At 56.6% G+C, this 18136-nt stretch carries 16 protein-coding genes; 11 read left to right on the top strand and 5 right to left on the bottom strand.

The annotated features are described in order from the left end of the window. Positions 1 to 129: 129 nt before the first annotated feature. Entirely contained in the window at positions 130 to 2544 is a 2415-nt protein-coding gene (locus DV532_RS27925; RefSeq protein WP_256659150.1) for a hypothetical protein, read from the bottom strand. Here DV532_RS27925 and DV532_RS27920 point away from each other — a divergent pair. After that, positions 2537 to 3103, top strand: coding sequence for a hypothetical protein (locus DV532_RS27920; protein ID WP_056798674.1), 567 nt, complete (start codon positions 2537 to 2539; stop codon positions 3101 to 3103). The genes DV532_RS27925 and DV532_RS27920 overlap by 8 nt on opposite strands. On the opposite strand, the gene DV532_RS27915 is transcribed toward DV532_RS27920, so the two are convergent. The 3 genes from DV532_RS27915 to DV532_RS27905 form a co-directional block, all read right to left on the bottom strand. After that, positions 3100 to 4374 (bottom strand): hypothetical protein, encoded by a 1275-nt coding sequence (locus tag DV532_RS27915; RefSeq protein ID WP_056798677.1) that lies wholly within the window; start codon positions 4372 to 4374, stop codon positions 3100 to 3102. The two genes, DV532_RS27920 and DV532_RS27915, sit on opposite strands and share 4 nt — an antisense overlap. Positions 4375 to 4445: 71 nt before the next feature. After that, positions 4446 to 5564 (bottom strand): hypothetical protein, encoded by a 1119-nt coding sequence (locus tag DV532_RS27910; protein WP_156675918.1) that lies wholly within the window; start codon positions 5562 to 5564, stop codon positions 4446 to 4448. A gap of 235 nt (positions 5565 to 5799) precedes the next feature. Continuing rightward, positions 5800 to 6795, bottom strand: a complete 996-nt coding sequence (locus tag DV532_RS27905) for a hypothetical protein (RefSeq protein ID WP_162949013.1) — start codon at positions 6793 to 6795, stop codon at positions 5800 to 5802. 95 nt (positions 6796 to 6890) lie between these two features. Between DV532_RS27905 and DV532_RS27900 the strand changes: the two genes are divergently transcribed. Beyond that, entirely contained in the window at positions 6891 to 7868 is a 978-nt protein-coding gene (locus DV532_RS27900; RefSeq protein WP_056798686.1) for a hypothetical protein, read from the top strand. Here the strand turns inward: DV532_RS27900 and DV532_RS27895 are convergent, their stop codons facing one another. After that, the gene (locus DV532_RS27895) at positions 7869 to 9005 is read right to left on the bottom strand and encodes a hypothetical protein (protein ID WP_056798689.1); all 1137 of its coding nucleotides are present in this window, start codon (positions 9003 to 9005) and stop codon (positions 7869 to 7871) included. It lies immediately after the preceding gene. 244 nt (positions 9006 to 9249) lie between these two features. Between DV532_RS27895 and DV532_RS27890 the strand changes: the two genes are divergently transcribed. The 9 genes from DV532_RS27890 to DV532_RS27850 all read left to right on the top strand — a co-directional run bounded on the left by DV532_RS27890 (position 9250) and on the right by DV532_RS27850 (position 18079). Further along, positions 9250 to 10107 carry an ADP-ribosylglycohydrolase family protein gene (locus tag DV532_RS27890; protein WP_056798692.1) on the top strand — a complete coding sequence of 286 codons (858 nt, stop codon included), beginning with the start codon at positions 9250 to 9252 and terminating at the stop codon, positions 10105 to 10107. A 49-nt stretch (positions 10108 to 10156) separates the two neighbouring features. After that, positions 10157 to 10963: a hypothetical protein gene (locus DV532_RS27885; RefSeq protein WP_056798695.1), complete on the top strand. Its 807-nt coding sequence runs from the start codon at positions 10157 to 10159 to the stop codon at positions 10961 to 10963. After that, the gene (locus tag DV532_RS27880) at positions 10948 to 11790 is read left to right on the top strand and encodes a hypothetical protein (protein ID WP_056798697.1); all 843 of its coding nucleotides are present in this window, start codon (positions 10948 to 10950) and stop codon (positions 11788 to 11790) included. Before DV532_RS27885 ends, DV532_RS27880 begins: the two co-directional genes overlap by 16 nt. 83 nt (positions 11791 to 11873) lie before the next feature. Further along, entirely contained in the window at positions 11874 to 12500 is a 627-nt protein-coding gene (locus DV532_RS27875; protein ID WP_056798700.1) for an isochorismatase family protein, read from the top strand. Continuing rightward, complete coding sequence (pncB, locus tag DV532_RS27870) at positions 12500 to 13708, top strand: nicotinate phosphoribosyltransferase (protein WP_056800082.1); 1209 nt, start codon at positions 12500 to 12502, stop codon at positions 13706 to 13708. The genes DV532_RS27875 and pncB overlap by 1 nt, the downstream gene beginning before the upstream one ends. A 9-nt stretch (positions 13709 to 13717) precedes the next feature. After that, a complete protein-coding gene (nadE, locus tag DV532_RS27865) occupies positions 13718 to 14536 on the top strand; it encodes an ammonia-dependent NAD(+) synthetase (protein WP_056798703.1) in 819 nt (272 codons plus the stop codon). 115 nt (positions 14537 to 14651) lie between these two features. Next, a complete protein-coding gene (locus DV532_RS27860) occupies positions 14652 to 15905 on the top strand; it encodes a hypothetical protein (protein WP_120715476.1) in 1254 nt (417 codons plus the stop codon). Next, on the top strand, positions 15854 to 16372 hold the full coding sequence (locus DV532_RS27855; protein WP_162949012.1) for a hypothetical protein: 519 nt from the start codon (positions 15854 to 15856) through the stop codon (positions 16370 to 16372). The genes DV532_RS27860 and DV532_RS27855 overlap by 52 nt, the downstream gene beginning before the upstream one ends. Positions 16373 to 16420: 48 nt before the next feature. After that, entirely contained in the window at positions 16421 to 18079 is a 1659-nt protein-coding gene (locus tag DV532_RS27850; RefSeq protein WP_056798711.1) for a hypothetical protein, read from the top strand. The last annotated feature ends 57 nt before the right edge of the window (positions 18080 to 18136 follow it).

Raw genomic sequence — 18136 nt, 5'->3', positions numbered from 1 at the left:
CTTTTGACGTCAAATAAGCGGCATATTGATAGCAAATTTGCCCAGCTGAAGTGAGTTGCCGGGTGCGCTGCCCCTGCGCTGCGGGCATGAAAAAGCCGGGTTTCCCCGGCCTTTCTGATTACCAGTTGATCAACCGACCGTGCGCTTGGCCATCCGGTCAGCCACTTGCCCCAGCGGGTTGTCCCAACGGTGTTCCGGAACTTCTTCCAGGCCGTCCCGCACGATCTGCTCGAAGTCTACTTCCCCGGCTGCGTGGGCGAGGTGCTCCATGGCCTTGGCCACCTGTTCTTCGAACCCGGCCTCTTTGAGAATCTTTCTGGCCAGCTCTGCCTCGATCGCCTTTCTACCCTGGTCGTTGAATGTGCTGCGCAATACCTGGTGATCCGGCACGACTTTCTGCTTGTACGGCTCGAACTTCTTGTCCAGCCATGCCAGGAACTGTGGCGAGGTCATGGCGTTCAGTTCCACCCGGCGCGTCTGCAGCCAGTCGGCCCAGTAGCCCTTGCCATCTTCGCCGTCATATTCATGGACATAGTTGGCGACCGGCAGTTTGCGTTTCGAATCGCTCGCTTCCTTGAAGGTTTCGACCTGCAGACCCATTACATTGACCGCCTCCCAGGGATCAAGGCCAAGATTAATCACTTTTACCTTTCGGGCCCCCCTGGCGCGGGTGGCTTCGGTCAATGCCTGGTAGATCAGCGTGCCCGAGGCATCACTGTCGTGAATGCAGTAGAAGTACAACTCCTCTTCGGAGTCGCCGAGCAAGTCGATGACGTCACGTGCGGCCCTTGATGCAAAGCCCTTGCTGGTCAACAATGCACAGTCATTGCGCTCCGGCCACTTCGTATCCTTTAGCAGGTTATTGAATCCCTCTTTTTCGAGATAAAGTACGTGCCGGATGGTGTGGGCTGGGCGTTGGTATTTCTCGACGTTCATGGTGCCGAGCGGGATGTCTTCGCCGAGGTGCGGATGGTACAACGTTCCGCGTGCATCGCGATAGATACCCGGCAAATCTTCGCCCCGCTCGGCTTCAATGTCGGTGATCATCTGGGCGAAGTAGTTGTAGTCAGGCTCTTTGCCGAAGGCCTCCAGCATGTAGGGTCTTACCGCATAGAACAACTGGCGCAGGGAGTAGCGATAGCTGCCATCGCCACTCGCCTTGGCGATCGCGTCGTCGAGGTTGTCAGCGATGACCGAGCGCTGCGAGATGACCTTGCCGGCGCTGTCTTTGGCCGCCAGGCGTCGGGCCTTGGCGCAAGCTTTCTTCAGCGCTTCTGCAAGTGGTACAATATAACGCAACAGATCAGGTTCCTTGCCGTCTGTGGTGATTGGCATGAACGGGGTGGTGATGTTCACATACAGGGTAACGCCTTTGCGCCCCACCTCGAAGCCATGCGATAGCCCGCAGCCGAAAATACCCACCTTGGTCGACGGCTTGATGCGGGAAATGCGCAGGTCACCGGTTACTGGTGTGCGGTTGACCAGCAACGTGATGGTGTCCGAAGCGTCATCGTTCGAGACCGCATAGACCTCGATGCTGTACGGCAGGCTGCCTGCAATCCCCGCGCTCTTAATCGGAATTTCGCCTTTCATGTGCTGATAACCGAAGCCAGAGAATGCGTCGCCCATTTTCCCCAGCTTGGCGGGCGACAGCTTGGTCGACTGCTCACGCAAGGCGATCAACAGGTTGCGCGCCACATGGTGGTCGATCTGTGAAGCGATCCGGCCATTGGCCAGGTCACGGGCAAAGGCAGGCTTGATACCGTGGAACAGCTCCAGGATGTCTTCGACCGGGCGATCACCGCTGGCCGCGAACATTTCAAAAAAGGCCTCCTCCTCATACCACCAAGGGGAGGTTTTGCCCTTGTACACGTCACCCAGCGGCGCCATGCTGATGGCCACTTCGGAAAGGCTGAGCGAATCGCGATTGACCGGAATGGCGTCACCCAGGCACAAGGTGATGCGAGTGCCCTTGTATACCGAGGATGCTTCGGTCTCGACCGAAGTGGAGCCGTCGTTCTGGGGCGTCAGAATGAATTTCAGGCCGAAGTTTTCGACCGTCAGGGTGCCTCGGGATGCCAGGACAGCGCCGACCACGACACGCAGGCCATTACCCAGGGCGCCGCGCATGGGCAGGCGGATCAGTTTGGAGGAAATCAGTGGACGATTGATCGAGAACAGCCGTACAATGTAATCCGGGTCAGCCGAGATACCAGGGCCATTGTCGGTGATGACAACGCCTTCCATTGTGCGGTCAATCGTCGCTTTAGCGCCGGCATCGAGCGCGTTGTCCACGAGCTCCTTGCAGCAGATCTCCGCCAGGCGATCGAGCGGGACACCCGCCTTCTGGCCGATGGTGCTCAGGTTGCGAAACAGTGTCCACTCTTCACGTTGAAACATGACCGGTCTCCGCTGGGATTTAATGATACCGAGTATACCTAAAATTGGGCCGTGTGCCAAGCCTTTGTTCAGATTCTTCCGTGGTAATATCGCGGCATTACCGCAAATCGGTTTGAGAAAATATTGGAGGTCAGAAATGAACACTCGACTACCGGGGGTTGAAAGCGTCGCGCTGCACCCCGCTGTTCAAGCGAAGATCGAGGCCATGCAGAAGGCCCGTCGCCAGGAGCTTGTTTTGCTCAAGGGTGGCGCGCTGGGTTTTGCTGAATGTCAGCTGGAGTCAGGATCCGAAGGCGAAGTATATCAGGCCAGCGTTGTAGCGAGGGTGAATGAAGCCTTCGATCGCCGAGAGCGCTACCTGGCAAATGTTCCATTGGCCCTAATGGCATTTCCCACTTGGCTTTTCTTATTAGTTGCTACTATTGCCTGGCTGGTGGCCTCAGTGTATCGAGGCCTATGGATCGCTGGAGAACCGATCTTTCTTGTCACCCTTGGGTTTTTGGTCATCTTTCACGCGATCATTCACTTCGCCATTGGTTTCAAAGCCTTGTGGCATGAGCTTTGTCTGAACAAATGGGCCTGGTCACTTCTCATCGCTTTGATCGTGTTCTGCTCGGTCGTGAGCACCAAAGCAATCGTGAGCGATGATGCCCCGTATTGCCTGGACGAGTGCAATTTCTCAAACCGTGCAGACTTGTATTAAAGGTTCAGATCATCTTCCAGGAACCCGGCCAACGACTCTTCGTTCCCCAGTATGGCCAGGGTATCCATCAGCACCTTGTCCATGCTCGGGTTATCTGGACGTTGCCAATTGAGCCTGGACTCGATCACGGTGCTGTCAGCCAGATCGACCTGCTCGTGCTGGATCTCCGCCGAGAGCAGGGCTGGATCGCTCCGGGTGATCAAAGGCCCCTCATAGATGTTCAGGGCTGCGGCCCACTGAGCGCCCTCATGCTGCTGATTGGGAAGCTGCCTGCTTACCAGCAGGGCCACCTCAATGGCGCCTTCGAGCGAGCCCGTGGTGCCGACCAGTTGAATGCGCTCTACAAATCGATGTTTGGTCAAATCAAGAGTCATCCCATTGTTCACGCGATCAACAGAATTGTTTTTTCTATGTTCCTCCAGCGTGGCGTACACGAAGTAGCGCTGGATGTAGCGATCTTCTCGCAGCCAATGCTGGTTCTCGTTTTCAATGTATGTGCGACCCATGATGTCTTTGCGGGATGCCCCTTCGCTGATCTGACACGGTCTCCCCCATTCCAAGCCTGGTGGTGTAAGCAGCTCAGGGATGCTGCAGTCGGTCAGGAGCTTGAAAAGTCTGTCTAGCGATGCCTGCGCCGTTGGGCTGGCTTGGTTATAGAAATCAAGCAAGCTCTGCCAGTCGATCGTTGGTTCACGTCGCTCCAGGGCGTAGGCCAGTATGCCAGTCAGCGACTTTCTCGCCAGCATCGAATCCATTTCCTGGGGGCGGAACTTTGGGGTGGAAGCTGTCAAGGGTTGGGCGGATTCCGCGCCAGGTTCTTGCTGGAGCTGGGCATCGACAGAAACCGACTTGTCCTTGCTGAATGTGAATAGCCCTTGCAGGGCTTTCAAGAAACCTGGCCTGGAGGTGAGCGTTTCATCAGCTTCAGGTGTCGGGTACTGCGCCGGGGTGATGGGCGCTTGGGGCGCCTCAGCAGCCAGAGGCGGTATGACATCCGAGGCTGCAAGCACAGTAACCTTCGCCGCAGGCTTGAACAAGTCATCATCATGGCGTGACTGGATGTGTCGCAAATCGCCGAGATCGCGGATCCTGAGCGACTTGAAATCGAGGCCAAGCACTGAAAACAGCTTCGCCTGATCAGCGCTTTTCAAGCTCAGCAAAGGCGCGTCGACCCCCTCCCTGTCATACCTTAGGATCGAGCGGTATTGCTCCAATTTCTCGGAGTAGTACCGGTAGTGGTAAGGGTCGAGTTTTTCTATCAGTGCTGGCATGGTGCTAAGGTCTTTGGCTGGTGGTACCGAGGTCGACGCATGGGGGGGAAGATACGTGGCCGAGGCCGAGCCTACAAGCCAAGATCAGCCTCCAGCAACCCTGTGAGAGATTTCTGTGCCCCTATGACCACCAGCGTGCGCCGTAGAGTATCCATGACCTCATGGCCAGGGTGGCCCTCCAACGGGAAGCGGGACTGGATCAGTTCCATTTCCTGGGTCAGTTGTTTGCAGGTGCTGTAGTTATCGGCCAGTGAATTTTCAACGCGTTCTTTGCGCAACTGTTCAAGCTTGATGGTCGCCGCCGCGCATTCAGCCTCACTGTAAGGCTCGATCCAGCGGGCCCTGGCCGTGTCGATCCTGGGTTGGCCAGCCTGGGACTTATCCGGGGTGATATCCGCTGCAATGATCGGCTGCCGATTAATCCAGGAATCTGTGCCCTCAAAAATCTGCACTTTGAAGGGCATTGGGCGCCCACCACCGATTGTCACCCCGTGGTCATCATAGCGAACCTGGACTTGCGCTACGGCTTGCTCGGCAATCTCGAATGCACCTGCCAGGGTGGCCGTGGTGCCAATCACATGCCTTCTGATGGTGGTGTACTCGCGATATTCCTCATCATCCCACTCCGTCTCAGCGCTATGCATCAGCACGCCGAACGCTTGCACCACCCGATCGGCGCGTATCCATCTGCCTTCATCTTTCGGCACGAACAATCGACCCAAAATATCACGGCCACTTTCGAGCTCGTTGATTTTGGTGGGCGACAGGTACCACTTCGAGGCCGGTGCCAGCAATTGCGACGAGGGAATGCCAATGAAGCAGTTCAACAAGGTATCGACTTTGCTGCGCGTCCTGGGTTCAAGCGCCTGGACAAAATCGGAGAAGCCTTGCCAGTCTACGCCATCCCCATAGCGAACGCTTCCGAGCGCAAGGTGGAGGAAGTTGGTCACTGACTGCACCTCGCGATCCCAGCCCTCGTAGTCCTCGCCCGCCAGGCGGTCTTCTTCATACTGGGCAATGCGCTTGTCACGCAGCGCCTCCAGGTGTGCCAGGTTCTTGACCTGCTCCTTGCCAATGCATGGCTGAAGGAGGCGAATGAAGCGATCCATTACCGGGCGCGGAATGTCGTTGACCCAGGCGTCCGGCATATTCGGCTCAGGATCACTCAATACAAAGCGCTGGGTGATCACGCGGAAATGGTACGGGCTGATTTTCGGCTGCATGACTATTCTCCTGGATGTTTCCAGTATGCCGGGTTCCACAAGCCCGTATCAATTTAAATGCAAAGCGATCAAAGGCCCATGTCCACTTCCAAGAGCGTGGCCAGAGCCTGTTCTTTCCCGAGCAGATGCAGCGTTTGACGCAAAGTGGTACTGATGGTTTCAGGTGTGTGGCCAGGGGCTGGCAACCGATCCCTCAGGGTGCTCAATCGGTTGTTGAGGTGTCGTAGCCAGACTTCGAATGGGTAGCGCCAGTGATCTTCTTCTCCACCGTTTCAATCTCAAGCTGCACCTGGGTGCATTCAAGGGCTGTCAGGGGGGCTTCCCATTCATTGTGCGGGGTGAGGACAAACCCCTCCGGTGTGCGCCGGCTGGAAAACTCGATGTTGGCCTGCAGCACCGGTCTATTACTGTTCGTGGCGATGATTTTGTAGCGATAAGGGAACGGACTGCCCCAGGGGGTGGCCACGTCACTGAAACATGGTGCAATGCGCTCAATCGAGCGCTCGGCAACCTCGATCGCCCCAGCAAGGGTGCCCGCTGTGCCGACAATGCGTAGGTGGTTGTTTGTCTGAAAGCCGCCTTCGTCCTCTCGCTCGCGTTGCGAGTACTCCTCGATTACATACCGCTGGGCAAAACGGTCGATCCGCATGCTATCGCCATTTTCCAAGGGTACGAACTTTCTGCCCAGGATCAGCACAGCTCCCTTGAACTCATCAATCGTATGGGGTGTTTGCCAGTCCGCATGCGGGAGCTCAAAAACCGTGGCGCAATCATTGCCAGTGAAGGCTTTCAATAACTGCGAGAACGCCGTCTTATCCTCCTCCGACAGCGCATCCACAAACTCCTTGAAGGTCTGCGGATCTGGCCAGTCGTAGTCCTTGTGGTGTTGTGACCGGTGCAGCTGGTTAGCCAGATAGTTGGTCGCCGATTCGGTGGCCAGCACATCCAGCTTGGTGACAATCAAGCCATCCACATAGCCCCGCATGTCAACGCAGGCTTTGCGGTGCAGTGATTCAAAATGCGCGGCATCCTGGATGAGGATATCGTACGCCCGCACCTGCATGATGCGCAGAAACTGGTCAAGTGCCCGCGCAGATACGGCCATGAGCAAGCCAGGATCCAGCACTTCTCTGGGAGATCGGGTGCGAAGCTTGCGTCGAACGCTGTAGGCAAGGTAGGGATTGATTGTAGGGGTCATGCAGCATCTCCGGTATTCCCCCATTGTACCGAGCGCCGATTTTTCCAAGCAAATCTTAGCGCATTGCTGCAATAATGGAGCAAAAGAGAATCCGTATGTACGAATACCCGCTCACCAAAGATGTCCGCTACCGCGTCAACCAGCCGGTCGAGTTCACTGCTCAGACTGCCCAGGCGTACATGCGGGCCAGCTCCTTGATACTCGACGGTCAGGCCTTCAAGCCCGCCGCCCTGCTTCAAGCGCTCAATGACAGTCAACGTCAGGACTTTGCCGACGCGGTGTTGGCATTGCCTATTCGCCAAACGCTGTTGCTTGGCCTCCTTCCCTTCAGGGTGCTGCTCGACCCGCTAGGATCCCTGGAGCAAGCCGCGCATGCCGGGGTAATGCTCATTGGCGACAATATCAACGTGGCATGTTTCTCTGCGGCCCTTGAACAGGCCCTAGAGTTGACTCAAACCCTCGCCCCCGAAAGGTTCCAGGATATCCTCAGTCTGTATCAGCACCCCCTTATTGCCGGGCATATGGCAATGGAATTGGCACCAAAAACAGTAAGGCTGAACATCGTTCGCGTGTTGGCGCAGAACCAACACCCCCTGACCTTTCCAGCGTGCTACCGCGAGTTGCTTGACCCCTTGATAGAATGCAATGATCCAGCCCTGGCTCGGATTCACGCCTGCTGCTTCAGTGATGTCAACAAGGCGATCGAAGCAGGGGCGCATTTTAACCCCATGGCCATCGGTCTGCTGGGCGGTGCGGTGTCAGGCACGGAAGATCTGGCGTTACAAGCCGGTTACAACTGGCGAGCAACTGGCGTTTTTCCATTGCTTCCGCATGCTGCGCAGGCGAAGTTTTTGGTGGATCTGGTCAGTCACTCACCCAACGTCCCGCGTGGTGTAAAACAGCTGAAGGTGGCGTTGGCGTCTGACCCCAAAGGCTTCGCGAACGCCCTGGCCAAGCTTGACCCCATCCAATGCCAAAAGCTGATTTCCATCGGGGTTCTGAATCACAACCACCTGGAAATCGTCAATGAAGTTGGGCGTTCCATGCTGCTTGAACTTGATCTGGGCTTGTGATCAAAGTCCCAGGTCTTCCGTCAATGTATCATCCAGCAGGTCAGGGTTGGACACACAACGTAGGAAACCCTGATCCCCGCTGCACTGATAGGCCCTGAGCAGCAGTGCGTCATGCTCCTTGATGTGCTGGAGCAGCTTGATCGGCTTGAGTTGCCGTGACAGGCAGGCGAAGATGCCGGCGAGCTGCGGGCGATCGCCCATGGCCTCCAGGCACCGTACCATCGCCACCTTGATGGGATTCATCGCCTCCATGTGCGTAGAAAGGCGAGTTTTCAGCGTTAGGTCTGCCAGGTAGTCGCTCCACTCAAAGCCGGCATCGTCCAGACACAGCAGCATCTTGCGGGTGATGGCGTTGTCCATGCCCCAACCGGTGAAGGCATTCATGATCCCTTGCAGTCGCTCGGCGTTGTCACGGATGAATTCAGGCGATATGCGCGGATCGAAGTCGAGGGCCTGAAGACGCTTTGGATCTGGATCGGTATTGGACAGGGCCATCTCCAGGCGCCGCAACAGTTCTTCTGGCATCGCCTCTTCCTGGCCAAGCAATAACATACGGATAGACGGACACTTCCCCACTTGCGCCACATACAGGTTTGACAGCAGGTTATCACTGCTAGCGTGCTGGATGTAGACCTCAGCAGCGCCGGCATCGTCATACTTCAGCGCATACTCCATCAGGTGGCGCCCCCACAGTCCGTTGGCATCCAGCCAGCCCCGGCGCGCCTTGAGATCCAGCGCATCGGTGCGCAGGTCTTGTATCAACAGAGGGTGGTTTTCACCCAGGTGCTGTCGTATCTCCACGCCCGCGATGGAAAGACCGCAGGACAACTCCTTGTCGAAATGCCCGGTGATGGCCGCGATCACTTCTTTTGGGGTGGCGGCGCTGACCAATTGCCCGGCGATCAGGGCGAAGCAGAAATTTACCGAGGGCAAATTCTGAGTAGGATTAACGTCATTGAGGATATTGAGCAGGTTATAGAATTCAAAATCCAGCGCCTTGCCCCCTTCGGCAAACCAGGCGGCAATCATGGGGCGATACACAGGCGCCTTCGCCACGACACGCTCAGACGCTTTTGCAGTCAGCACCCAGGTGCCATTGACTTCCTGTGTGACCGAATCCGTGAAGTCTTCCAGCAATGATTTGAGTACCCTGTGGGATGGCGACATAATGCTGCTCACCGCTAATCAACGTATAGACAAATGGTACCTGGGAGGCCCTTGGAGCAACAAGTAAAGACCAATCAATTTCGTCGCTTTTCGTTAAAAAATCAGTCGTTTTGATGAATATTGATTTGATTTAAGTTATCCATATTCGTATCCTTCAGATAATTTCTGCGGGGTCGTGGTGCCTTGCCATAAAAACAACAAGAGGTGAAAACCCATGATTGGCGCAATTGCAGGGGACATCATTGGCAGTTACTGGGAATTTCGGGATGAAAAAGACCGCGACACCGAACTTTTTCTTCCCGATTCCACCATCACCGATGACAGCATCCTGAGTGTTGCGACCGCCGAAAGCATCCTGCGCAATCAACACTATGCAGACATGTACCGAAAATATTGTAGAGCCTACCCCACCTATGGGTACGGCGGATCGTTTGTGGAGTGGGCTCAGGTGTCGCCCAATTATTGCACCCCCAACAGCAGCTACGGTAACGGATCGGCTATGCGTGTCGGGCCGATTGGCTGGGCATTCGACACCATCCAGCGAACAATGATGGAGGCCCATCAGAGCGCCAGTGTGACCCATATGCACCCCGAAGGCATAAAAGGTAGTCAAGCCATCGCCTCGGCCATTTTCATGGCCCGAACCGGCATGGACAAGGAGTCGATCCGCCTGGCAATCGAGGAGTGGTTCGAGTATCAGACGGTCTTTGATTTCGACGTCCTGCACGAAGAGTACACCTTCACCCCCACCTGCCAAGGCACTGTGCCCGTGGCGCTGGCCTGCGTGTTTCAAGCAGACAGTTTCGAAGAGACGATGCGCTTGGGGCTGCACGCAGGGGGTGATGTAGACACCCTGCTCGCAATCGCCGGCTCGGTTGCCGAGCCCCTGTACGGCATTCCTGAGGATATCCGCAGCCAGTCCGAGGCAATGCTGATGAAGCACAGCCCCGCCTTGCTGGGCATGGTGCTGGAATTTGAGCGTCAGTACGGCTGCGGCAAGGTGGTGAAGACTACGCAGAGCCCCAGGTTCGAGGGCTTCTTCACCCGCTTCTTCAAGAAAGGCAAACAATAGAAAGCCATCGCTGCCCCGTGGTACGCTGAATGCAGAAAAGGAGTCCAGTATGGGCAATTTGGTGACTTTCAGCGTCCGGCATGACCTGATGCACACGATCAGCACGGATCGGTTTCAAGACCTCTCCGGCCTGATGAGTGAACCTGATAATCAGGTCAAGACCTATCAGGCAGAGGCCTGCTGGGAGAGCGGCTTTACGCACATTTCAACACTCTCGGGGGTGGCCTGCAGTCAGTACCACCATTCGGAGGATCACTGTGACCTGCTGGTCTCGAACCAGTGGTTAACCCTAATGCCTTGGGGGCTCAACCTGGTCAAGCATCGCCCGACCCCTTCCTATGCCTCGGCCTATCCACCTGAACTGGCAATTAAAGCCCTGCGCTCCCTGGTCAAAGACCACCCTGATCAAAGGCTTCAGCCTTCAACCCAGGCGCTTCAGAAAAATGCGGTTCGCTCTGCGTTCACCGTCTTCGGTTTCAAGACCGACTATTGCCATGACCTGGAAAAAAAGCCCGACCTGATGGCGTACATTCTTCAACACTGTCGAACGGGCCAGGCTAACAAGGGCATCAATGACAGGGACTTCAGAATCGAGTCGCTGGGTACCTTTAATGCCGATACCTCCGTGCTGGTGACCATGTCACGCGGGGCTTTCTCGGTAATTCCTCTGGCCTACGCGCCGCTGGAGGTTTCTCCTGAGCATCAGGTGGCAATCACCAGCCAGCAGTTCCAATCAGGGCACAAAAACCGCCTCATGGATCGCGCCAAGATCAGGGCCTTGTCTGGTGGACTGGGACTGGATTTGGTTGCAAAAAACGCCGTTCAAGCGCGGGAGGCGGCATGGGCGCCCAGGTAATCATGGCTGTGCGTCATGACATGCTTCACAAAGTCACCTCCGACATCACGTCGGCCCTAGGTCGAATGGCCAGTCGCAACGACGAGATCCCTCGCCATTTCGAGCCAGTGGCGACCGATGCCGGCTCCTATATCGAACTGGGTGATGGCCGTACGAAGCAGGGCATACTCTGCTCGCACCACCATGACATGGATGGCCACGCCACGCTGCTGGTGAACGGATCCTTTCTCTGCTCGATGCCACAGCTGGTTGGCCTTGATTACAGCAAGCTCAACAGCTTCGCCGATGTCACCCGGTTTGTCGCGGGGCGCATCCGCCAACGCCGCTACCCCTTCAGCAATGCACGCGTGAAGCACACCCTGACAGCAAGCTCGCCTTCCCCGCTGCTGAAACACAGTTCCAACATGATCAGCTTGTTCAGCTACTACACCGATTCGTGGGACTGGTCGGGCGCTCGACAAGAGAAGGAGGAGACCCTTGCCGATCTGCTGAAATTCTGCAGAACTGGCAATGCCCAGCCACGTACCTTCGGATTCTATGATCGGGAGCACGGGTACTACGGCAACCGCTTGCGGCATCTGACCACCTTCCCGGATCACCTGCTGGCCCTGGTTTCCTTGCGTCTGGGTCAGGTGGAGATCGGCTTGCTGCCTGCACGGGAAATGAACCTTGAGTATGAGGCGCTGGGCATTGACCTCACCCAGCGCGCTGGCAATGGCATGGCGATCAACACCTATGTGTTCAAAACCCTGATGCAATCGCAAGGCCATGATTTCCAGCGCCTGCCTATGCCCGGCCAGAAACCTTCCTCATTCGACTACTGCTAGTCTACATATACTCGGTATACGAAAGTGCTTGCGCATTAAGTATACCGGGTGTACATTGTCTCCATGGTCAGGAGACAACGACGATGAAAAACAAAACAGCTACGGTAAATATTGACGTTCAGCTCAGCTTCACCAATTTTTGTCCCGAGGAATTACCCGTCCCAGGCGGGGAGACCCTTGCCCCTATTCTCAACGAAATGGCCGCACTGGGCTGTTTCCGCGTAGGCTCCAAGGACGCGCATGGCCCGAACCCTGTATGGGCCACTAATGATCCCGCCTTGATAGCGACCCCCACCGGACTTGCCGAGGCCCCTTTGTATTGGCCAAGTCACTGCGTTGTGGGCACAAAGGGCTTCGAGTTGCTCGATGGTCTTCCTCGGCCAGAGGACTTTGATTTTTTTGTCTGGAAGGGAATTGAGAATCATTTGCATCCATTCGGGATCTGCTACCACTCTGCACGTCTCACCACAGGTGTGATTGAAGTGTTGCAAGTGCGGGGCATCGAGCGCGTCATTGTCGGCGGCCTGGCCTTCGACTTCTGCGTCAAAGACACCGCCATTCAACTGGCCAAGGCCGGTTTCGAAGTCATCGTGGTGCGAGAAGCTTGCCGGGCAATCGCCGACGAATCCGCCGAAGCGGCCACTCAGGCCATGCTCGCAGCCGGCGTCGAGATCGTCGAAACGATCAAAGAACTCAGCGAAAGGAATTGATCATGGAAAGCGTATTCGACACCAGCAAGCCCATCGTCCGCTCGCCTTACGACGACGACTTCTACAAGCTGACCATGGGTCAGGCCATCCACCACTCCTACCCTGCCGCCGATACCGAATGGGCCCTGCGCGTGCGTTCGGACGAGGATCTGACGCCTTACATCGGTGAGATCCGCCAGGCCGTCGAACAGCTTCAGGAGCTGCACAGCACGCAGGATATGTTGCGTCACCTGCGCGGCATTCCGTTCCTGAAGCCCGACTACATCAACTACCTGGGCAATTTCCGCCTCGACCCGAGCTTCGTCAAGGTGGGGCAGGCCAATGGCCAGCTGGAAATCCGCGCACGCGGCCCCTGGGTGGCGGTCAGCGGCTTCGAGATCAAGATTCTGGCCATCGTCAGTGAGATTCGCAACCGGCACAAATACCCCGAACTGTCGCTGCAACAGGTCAGGGAGAGCCTGTACAAGAAGTTCGAATGGCTCACCGCCAATGCCACACCGGAAGAACTCCAGGTCTTCAAGGTTGCGGATTTTGACACCCGCCGCCGTATCTCCTTCAACGCCCAAGAGGAAGTCGTCAAAACCATGGCGCATGACTTCCCTGGTGTATTTGTTGGCACCAGCAACGTGCACCTGGCCCGCGAACTGGGCATCAAGGTATCAGGGACGATGGCCCACGAGTGGCTGCAGGGCCACCAGCAAGTGGGCCCGCGCCTGATCGACAGCCAAAAAGCAGCCTTGGACGGCTGGATCAGAGAATACCGTGGCGAAGCTGGCGTTTGCCTCACGGATGTCATCAACCTCGATGCCTTCATCGCCGACTTCGACCTGTATTACGCAAAGCTGTTCGATGGCTTGCGCCACGATTCTGGTGACCCATTGGTCTGGGGCGACCGCCTGATCGCCCACTACGAATCGATGCGCATTGACCCGCGCACCAAGACCCTGATCTTCAGCGACGGCCTGAACCTGGGTGATCGTGCCCTTCGGATCCTGCGTCACTTCCGGGGTCGCATCAATGTGTCCTTCGGCATTGGCACCGACCTCACCAACGGGGTCGAGGGCGTGAAGCCGCTGAGCATCGTCATGAAGATGGTGTCCTGCCAAGGCCAGCCAGTCGCGAAAATTTCTGACGAGCCCGGCAAGAGCCAGTGCGAGTCGCCCGAGTTTCTGAATTACCTCAAAAACGTTTTCAAAGTGAAAGAGTAAGGGGTCGCCATGAACATTGAACGTGAAAACATTATCCGCGAACTGAATGTCCGCGCCCTGCCCTCCGCAGTCGAGATTCGCCAGCGCGTGGACTTTATCAAGCAGCAGCTTACCAGCAGCGGCCTCAAGGCCCTGGTGTTGGGGATCAGCGGTGGCGTCGACTCCCTCGTTGCCGGCACCCTGGCCCAGCAAGCGGCCACTGAGCTCCGCCAGGAGGGCTACGAGGCCCGCTTCATCGCCATGCGCCTGCCTTACGGCGAGCAGAAGGATGAAGCCGATGCCCAGGCTTGCTTGGCGTTCATCAAGCCGGATGTCACCCTGACCGTGAACATCAAGCCCGCCACCGATGGTATGATGGAGACGTTGGTAGCGAGCGAGGCATTTACCAGCGACGCCGAGCAAGACTTCGTCAAAGGCAACGTCAAGGCGCGGCAACGGATGATCGCCCAATATGCCGTAGCAGGTCGGCACAAAGGCCTGGTGATCGGCAGCGATCACGCCAGTGAATGTGTGTTCGGGTACTATACCAAATTTGGCGACGGGGGCTGTGACATTGTGCCGCTGTCAGGTTTGGTTAAGGGGCAGGTGCGGGAAATGGCCACGACCCTCGGGGCGCCGGAGCGACTGGTCTTCAAAACCCCTACAGCGGATCTCGAAGATCTGTCGCCACAAAAAGCCGATGAAGACGCCTACGGCGTCACCTACCAGGAGATCGACGCGTTCCTGCTGGGGCATGAGGTCAGTGAGCGTGCCCAGGACATCATTCTGACGGCCTACGAGGCCACCCGGCACAAACGGGCGCTGCCCTACACGATCTTCGACAAGTAATTACGGCTCTGGCCGTACGAAAAGCACGCCTTCGGGCGTGTTTTTTTTGCATTTAGGGGTGAATTGATTTGCCGGGGCTCGGTATCATGAAGAAAACCGACTGCGGAACTGCATCATGAGCCTGCGCCAAGCATTGACCCCACCCCAAACCATCGTCTGGAAACAACCTGGCGAAGGACGCAATGGCATGAGCCCACTTCAGGTATTCTTCTCGGCGGTGCGGGCAACCATTGAATTTCAAAAAGGTGGCGGCGACGCACTGCACTGCGTTGAGCAGGGTGACTACCGCGATGCCGCCGACCTGATCAAGTGCATGCTCATGGAGTACCCGCCGAGTGAGCTTCGGTTCATTCCCAAGGAGAAGATGGAAGCGGCGAATTGGACGATGAATTTTCTTAGGTCGCTGCTGTTGAACGCCCCGGAAGCCATTCCCGAATTGCAGGCCTACGGCATATCCTTTCTGGAGCGAGCGGCTCAAACCAGCTTTTTCGACCAACTTACCGCAGGGCGCTCATTGTTCGCGCACCTTGCCGATACCGATCGAACCCTCAAGGCGGCCTTCTGGAAGCACTACGATGCCCGCCAGGGCTTGAATGCGATGATGTTCAGTGCGCATAAGCTGGGATGCTCGTCCAACGAAGAAGGCTACCACACAGATTTGATCGTGAAGATCGTGGAAGCGGTACAGGACGATACCGACGAACAGGCTGTCATTGACTACCTGGCGAGCTGCCGCGCCACTGGGTACACCCCGGAAATCAACTGGGGCGTATACCTGCACCCCAATGCCACCCCTTACATCCAGGCTTGGATTCCAGCGAACCAGCGACCAAACAGCCTGATGACAGACAGCCCGCTGATCAGCGCCACGCTTAAAAACGCCTACGCAAGACCTGCAGCCACCCTTGCCTTCTTGATGTCCAGGGGCGTTGCCGTGGATGTCCGCCAGGCTGTTGAGCGTATCGCACAGGCACTCGACGTCTCCGCACAGGATCAGGTAAAGCTGGGCTGGTTGCTATGCCCTGATCCAGCAGCCTTCAAAGCGATGTACGACGCCCTGGATGCTGACGAGCAACAGGAGCTGTTGCTGTTTGGTTTCAAAAACCGCCTGCCGCTGCCCGGCTCCTATGTGCCTGGGCAGAGCGAGCTCAAGCGAGGCATGGTGGAAAGCTGTTTCCTGAGCCTCGCCCAGGCAGGCCTGTCAGAGCGCTTTGCCCGAGCCGCGATTGACCATGACCTGGCGCGCCGGAACTCCGATGAAAGCTCCTGGTGGTCACCCCTATTGTCCAGGCTCAGCCGGCGTATTTTCTGGATCAGTTGGCCAAGCTGGATGCCCAGGATGCCTTCCGGTTCATTGTCAAAACGGTGAAGGCAATCGGCGCGTACACCTCGGTTCCTGAGCGCCCAGAACCTGAGCTTGCGCATGGTGATGTGTCGATCACCATCGGTCAGCAGTCGACCCGGAATAGCCAGGGCATTCTGCTCAAACATCAGGGCGCCCTGGTCAACCTTGAACCGCTGTTTGACACCATCAGGACAGCACTCGATCACACCGTGCAGCAAGCGATGGCGTTTGAGGTTATCCAGCGCGGGCAGGTCGGATCAAAGCCCCGCCCGATCAAGGCTGTTCTCAAGGACTACTTCCAGAGCGTGAAGGAGAAGGACTGCCTGAACCTGGTGATTCACGACCTTCTTGATAAGACGGGTGTGCAGGTTGCCTTGAGCTTGAAGAGCCTCAAGCCTTTACTCACCGGAGTCGATTTCCCTCATGCGGTCATTGAGAAAATGACCCCAGGGCAGCAGGCTGCCGTGCTCGAAAGAGACCTGGGTTTGTGATCAACAGGCCATTTTGCTAACGTGTTTCTTCATCAGGCAGACTCACCCATGACTCCCTTGCAGCGTTTTTTTCAGAATCTGAAACAGAAGATCAATCTGAGCAGTGGACACGAACGTCTTGCATCTTTGGGCGTCACAGGTGACTACTGTGATGTGGCTGACCTCATGCGGTGCCTGATGATCCGCACCCAGCGGGAAAGCATGCGTTTCGTCCCGTTCATGGCCAAGATGGAGATTGAAACCTTCATCCCCTGCTTGCGTCAATTGCTAACGGACGATCCCGCTGCTGTTGGCGCCCTCCAACAGCAAGGCATCACCTTCCTGGAGCTTGTCAAAGAGCGCTCAGCAGCCTATATGAAGTGTGAAAGCCAATCGGTGTTTGGGCTGCTCTCTGACCAGGACGCTGCGCTCAGAATGAAGATCCTGGAGCAGTACGATGGGCGCCTGGGCCTGGACGCGCTCGCTTGGAGCGATGATGACGTCGGCTGCTCGACCTATTTCTCACTCTACCATTGCGACCTGATTTGTACCATCATGGATCATGTGAAGACCACGAACGACGAGCGTGTCATCCTGCAGTACCTGTCGAATTGCGTACCTCACATGCAGGAAAAAGGCCTAAGGCCTGATCTGAATTGGGGGCTGTATCTGCACCCCAAGGCTTCGCCACTGATGTTGTCATGGCTCGAAGAACACCAGGAGTTTGTCAACCACCTAGAATGGGATGACTATGTGAGCGCAGAGCTTCGGGCGGCCTATGAGATGCCCTTTGCCGCGATTCGCGCTATGGTCGAGCGTGGGCTTAAGCCAGATCCCGAGGCTATAATGGACAGGGTGTCGCGTGTCATTGGCATCGAGCAGGAAGACCGATACCTCCTGGCGTGGATGTTGAGCCCTATGCCAGCGCAACTGGCCGCCTTGTTCCAAGACCTGGCGCCGGCTGAGCAAGAGAAGATGCTGACCTTTGGCGCTTGCCATGCTCTGCCCACTCGCGGGGTGTTCAACCCTGGTAATTGGGAAAAGAGCCGCGCCATGGTCGAGGCCAGTTTCCTAATGCTGATCCCAGAGGGGATGCCAGACGGCGTGAGTAGGGCTGTCATCGATGCTGTCTTTTCTGAGTTCGACTGGAAAAACAGCATGCCCTGGGCAGCGCCGCTGGCGATTGAGCGGCAACCAGCGTATTTCCTCGAAAAGACCGGTCATGACCGCTTCTTCAAGGCCTACAAGGTGGTCAGCTATGCACTGGAAGCGATGGTTGCCCAAACGGTACCGCCTGCGGCGGTGTCCACGCAATTTGATCACGGCGGTGTTACGGTCACGCTGGGGAAACCCAGTCTCATGAACCCTTACGGGATTGGTTTGCAGGTGGATGGCAAGACCCCGTCACTGGAGATTTTCAAGCAGACACTGCGCGACTATCTGAACATGGCTGTGACGCGGGATCTTAAATTCGCCTCGCAAGGCGAAGCAGAGCCATTGCTTGCCTTCCCTGCGGATAGCCTGCTCAGAACTTTCCGCGACCTCGATCCAGGGCGACTGTTGCGAATGGTGGCCCATGACATGCTCGACCAGGCCTCGGAGCATGTTGCACTTTCCTTGGCGGAAGTCGCAGCCCTGGTCGGTGACCATGACAACCCGCGCCGATTGGTTGAAAAAATGACCCCAGCCCAGCAGGCAAACCACCTGGAAAGTGATCTGGGTCTTTGAATGGATTGAATGATGGGTCTCTTTAAGGTATACTAAGTATACTTACACAGGAGCCTC

The organism is Pseudomonas sp. Leaf58 (assembly GCF_003627215.1).
Classification (GTDB): Bacteria; Pseudomonadota; Gammaproteobacteria; order Pseudomonadales; family Pseudomonadaceae; genus Aquipseudomonas.
The sequence above is the reverse complement of the archived record's forward strand: the minus strand, read 5'-3'. Positions and strand labels throughout refer to the sequence as shown.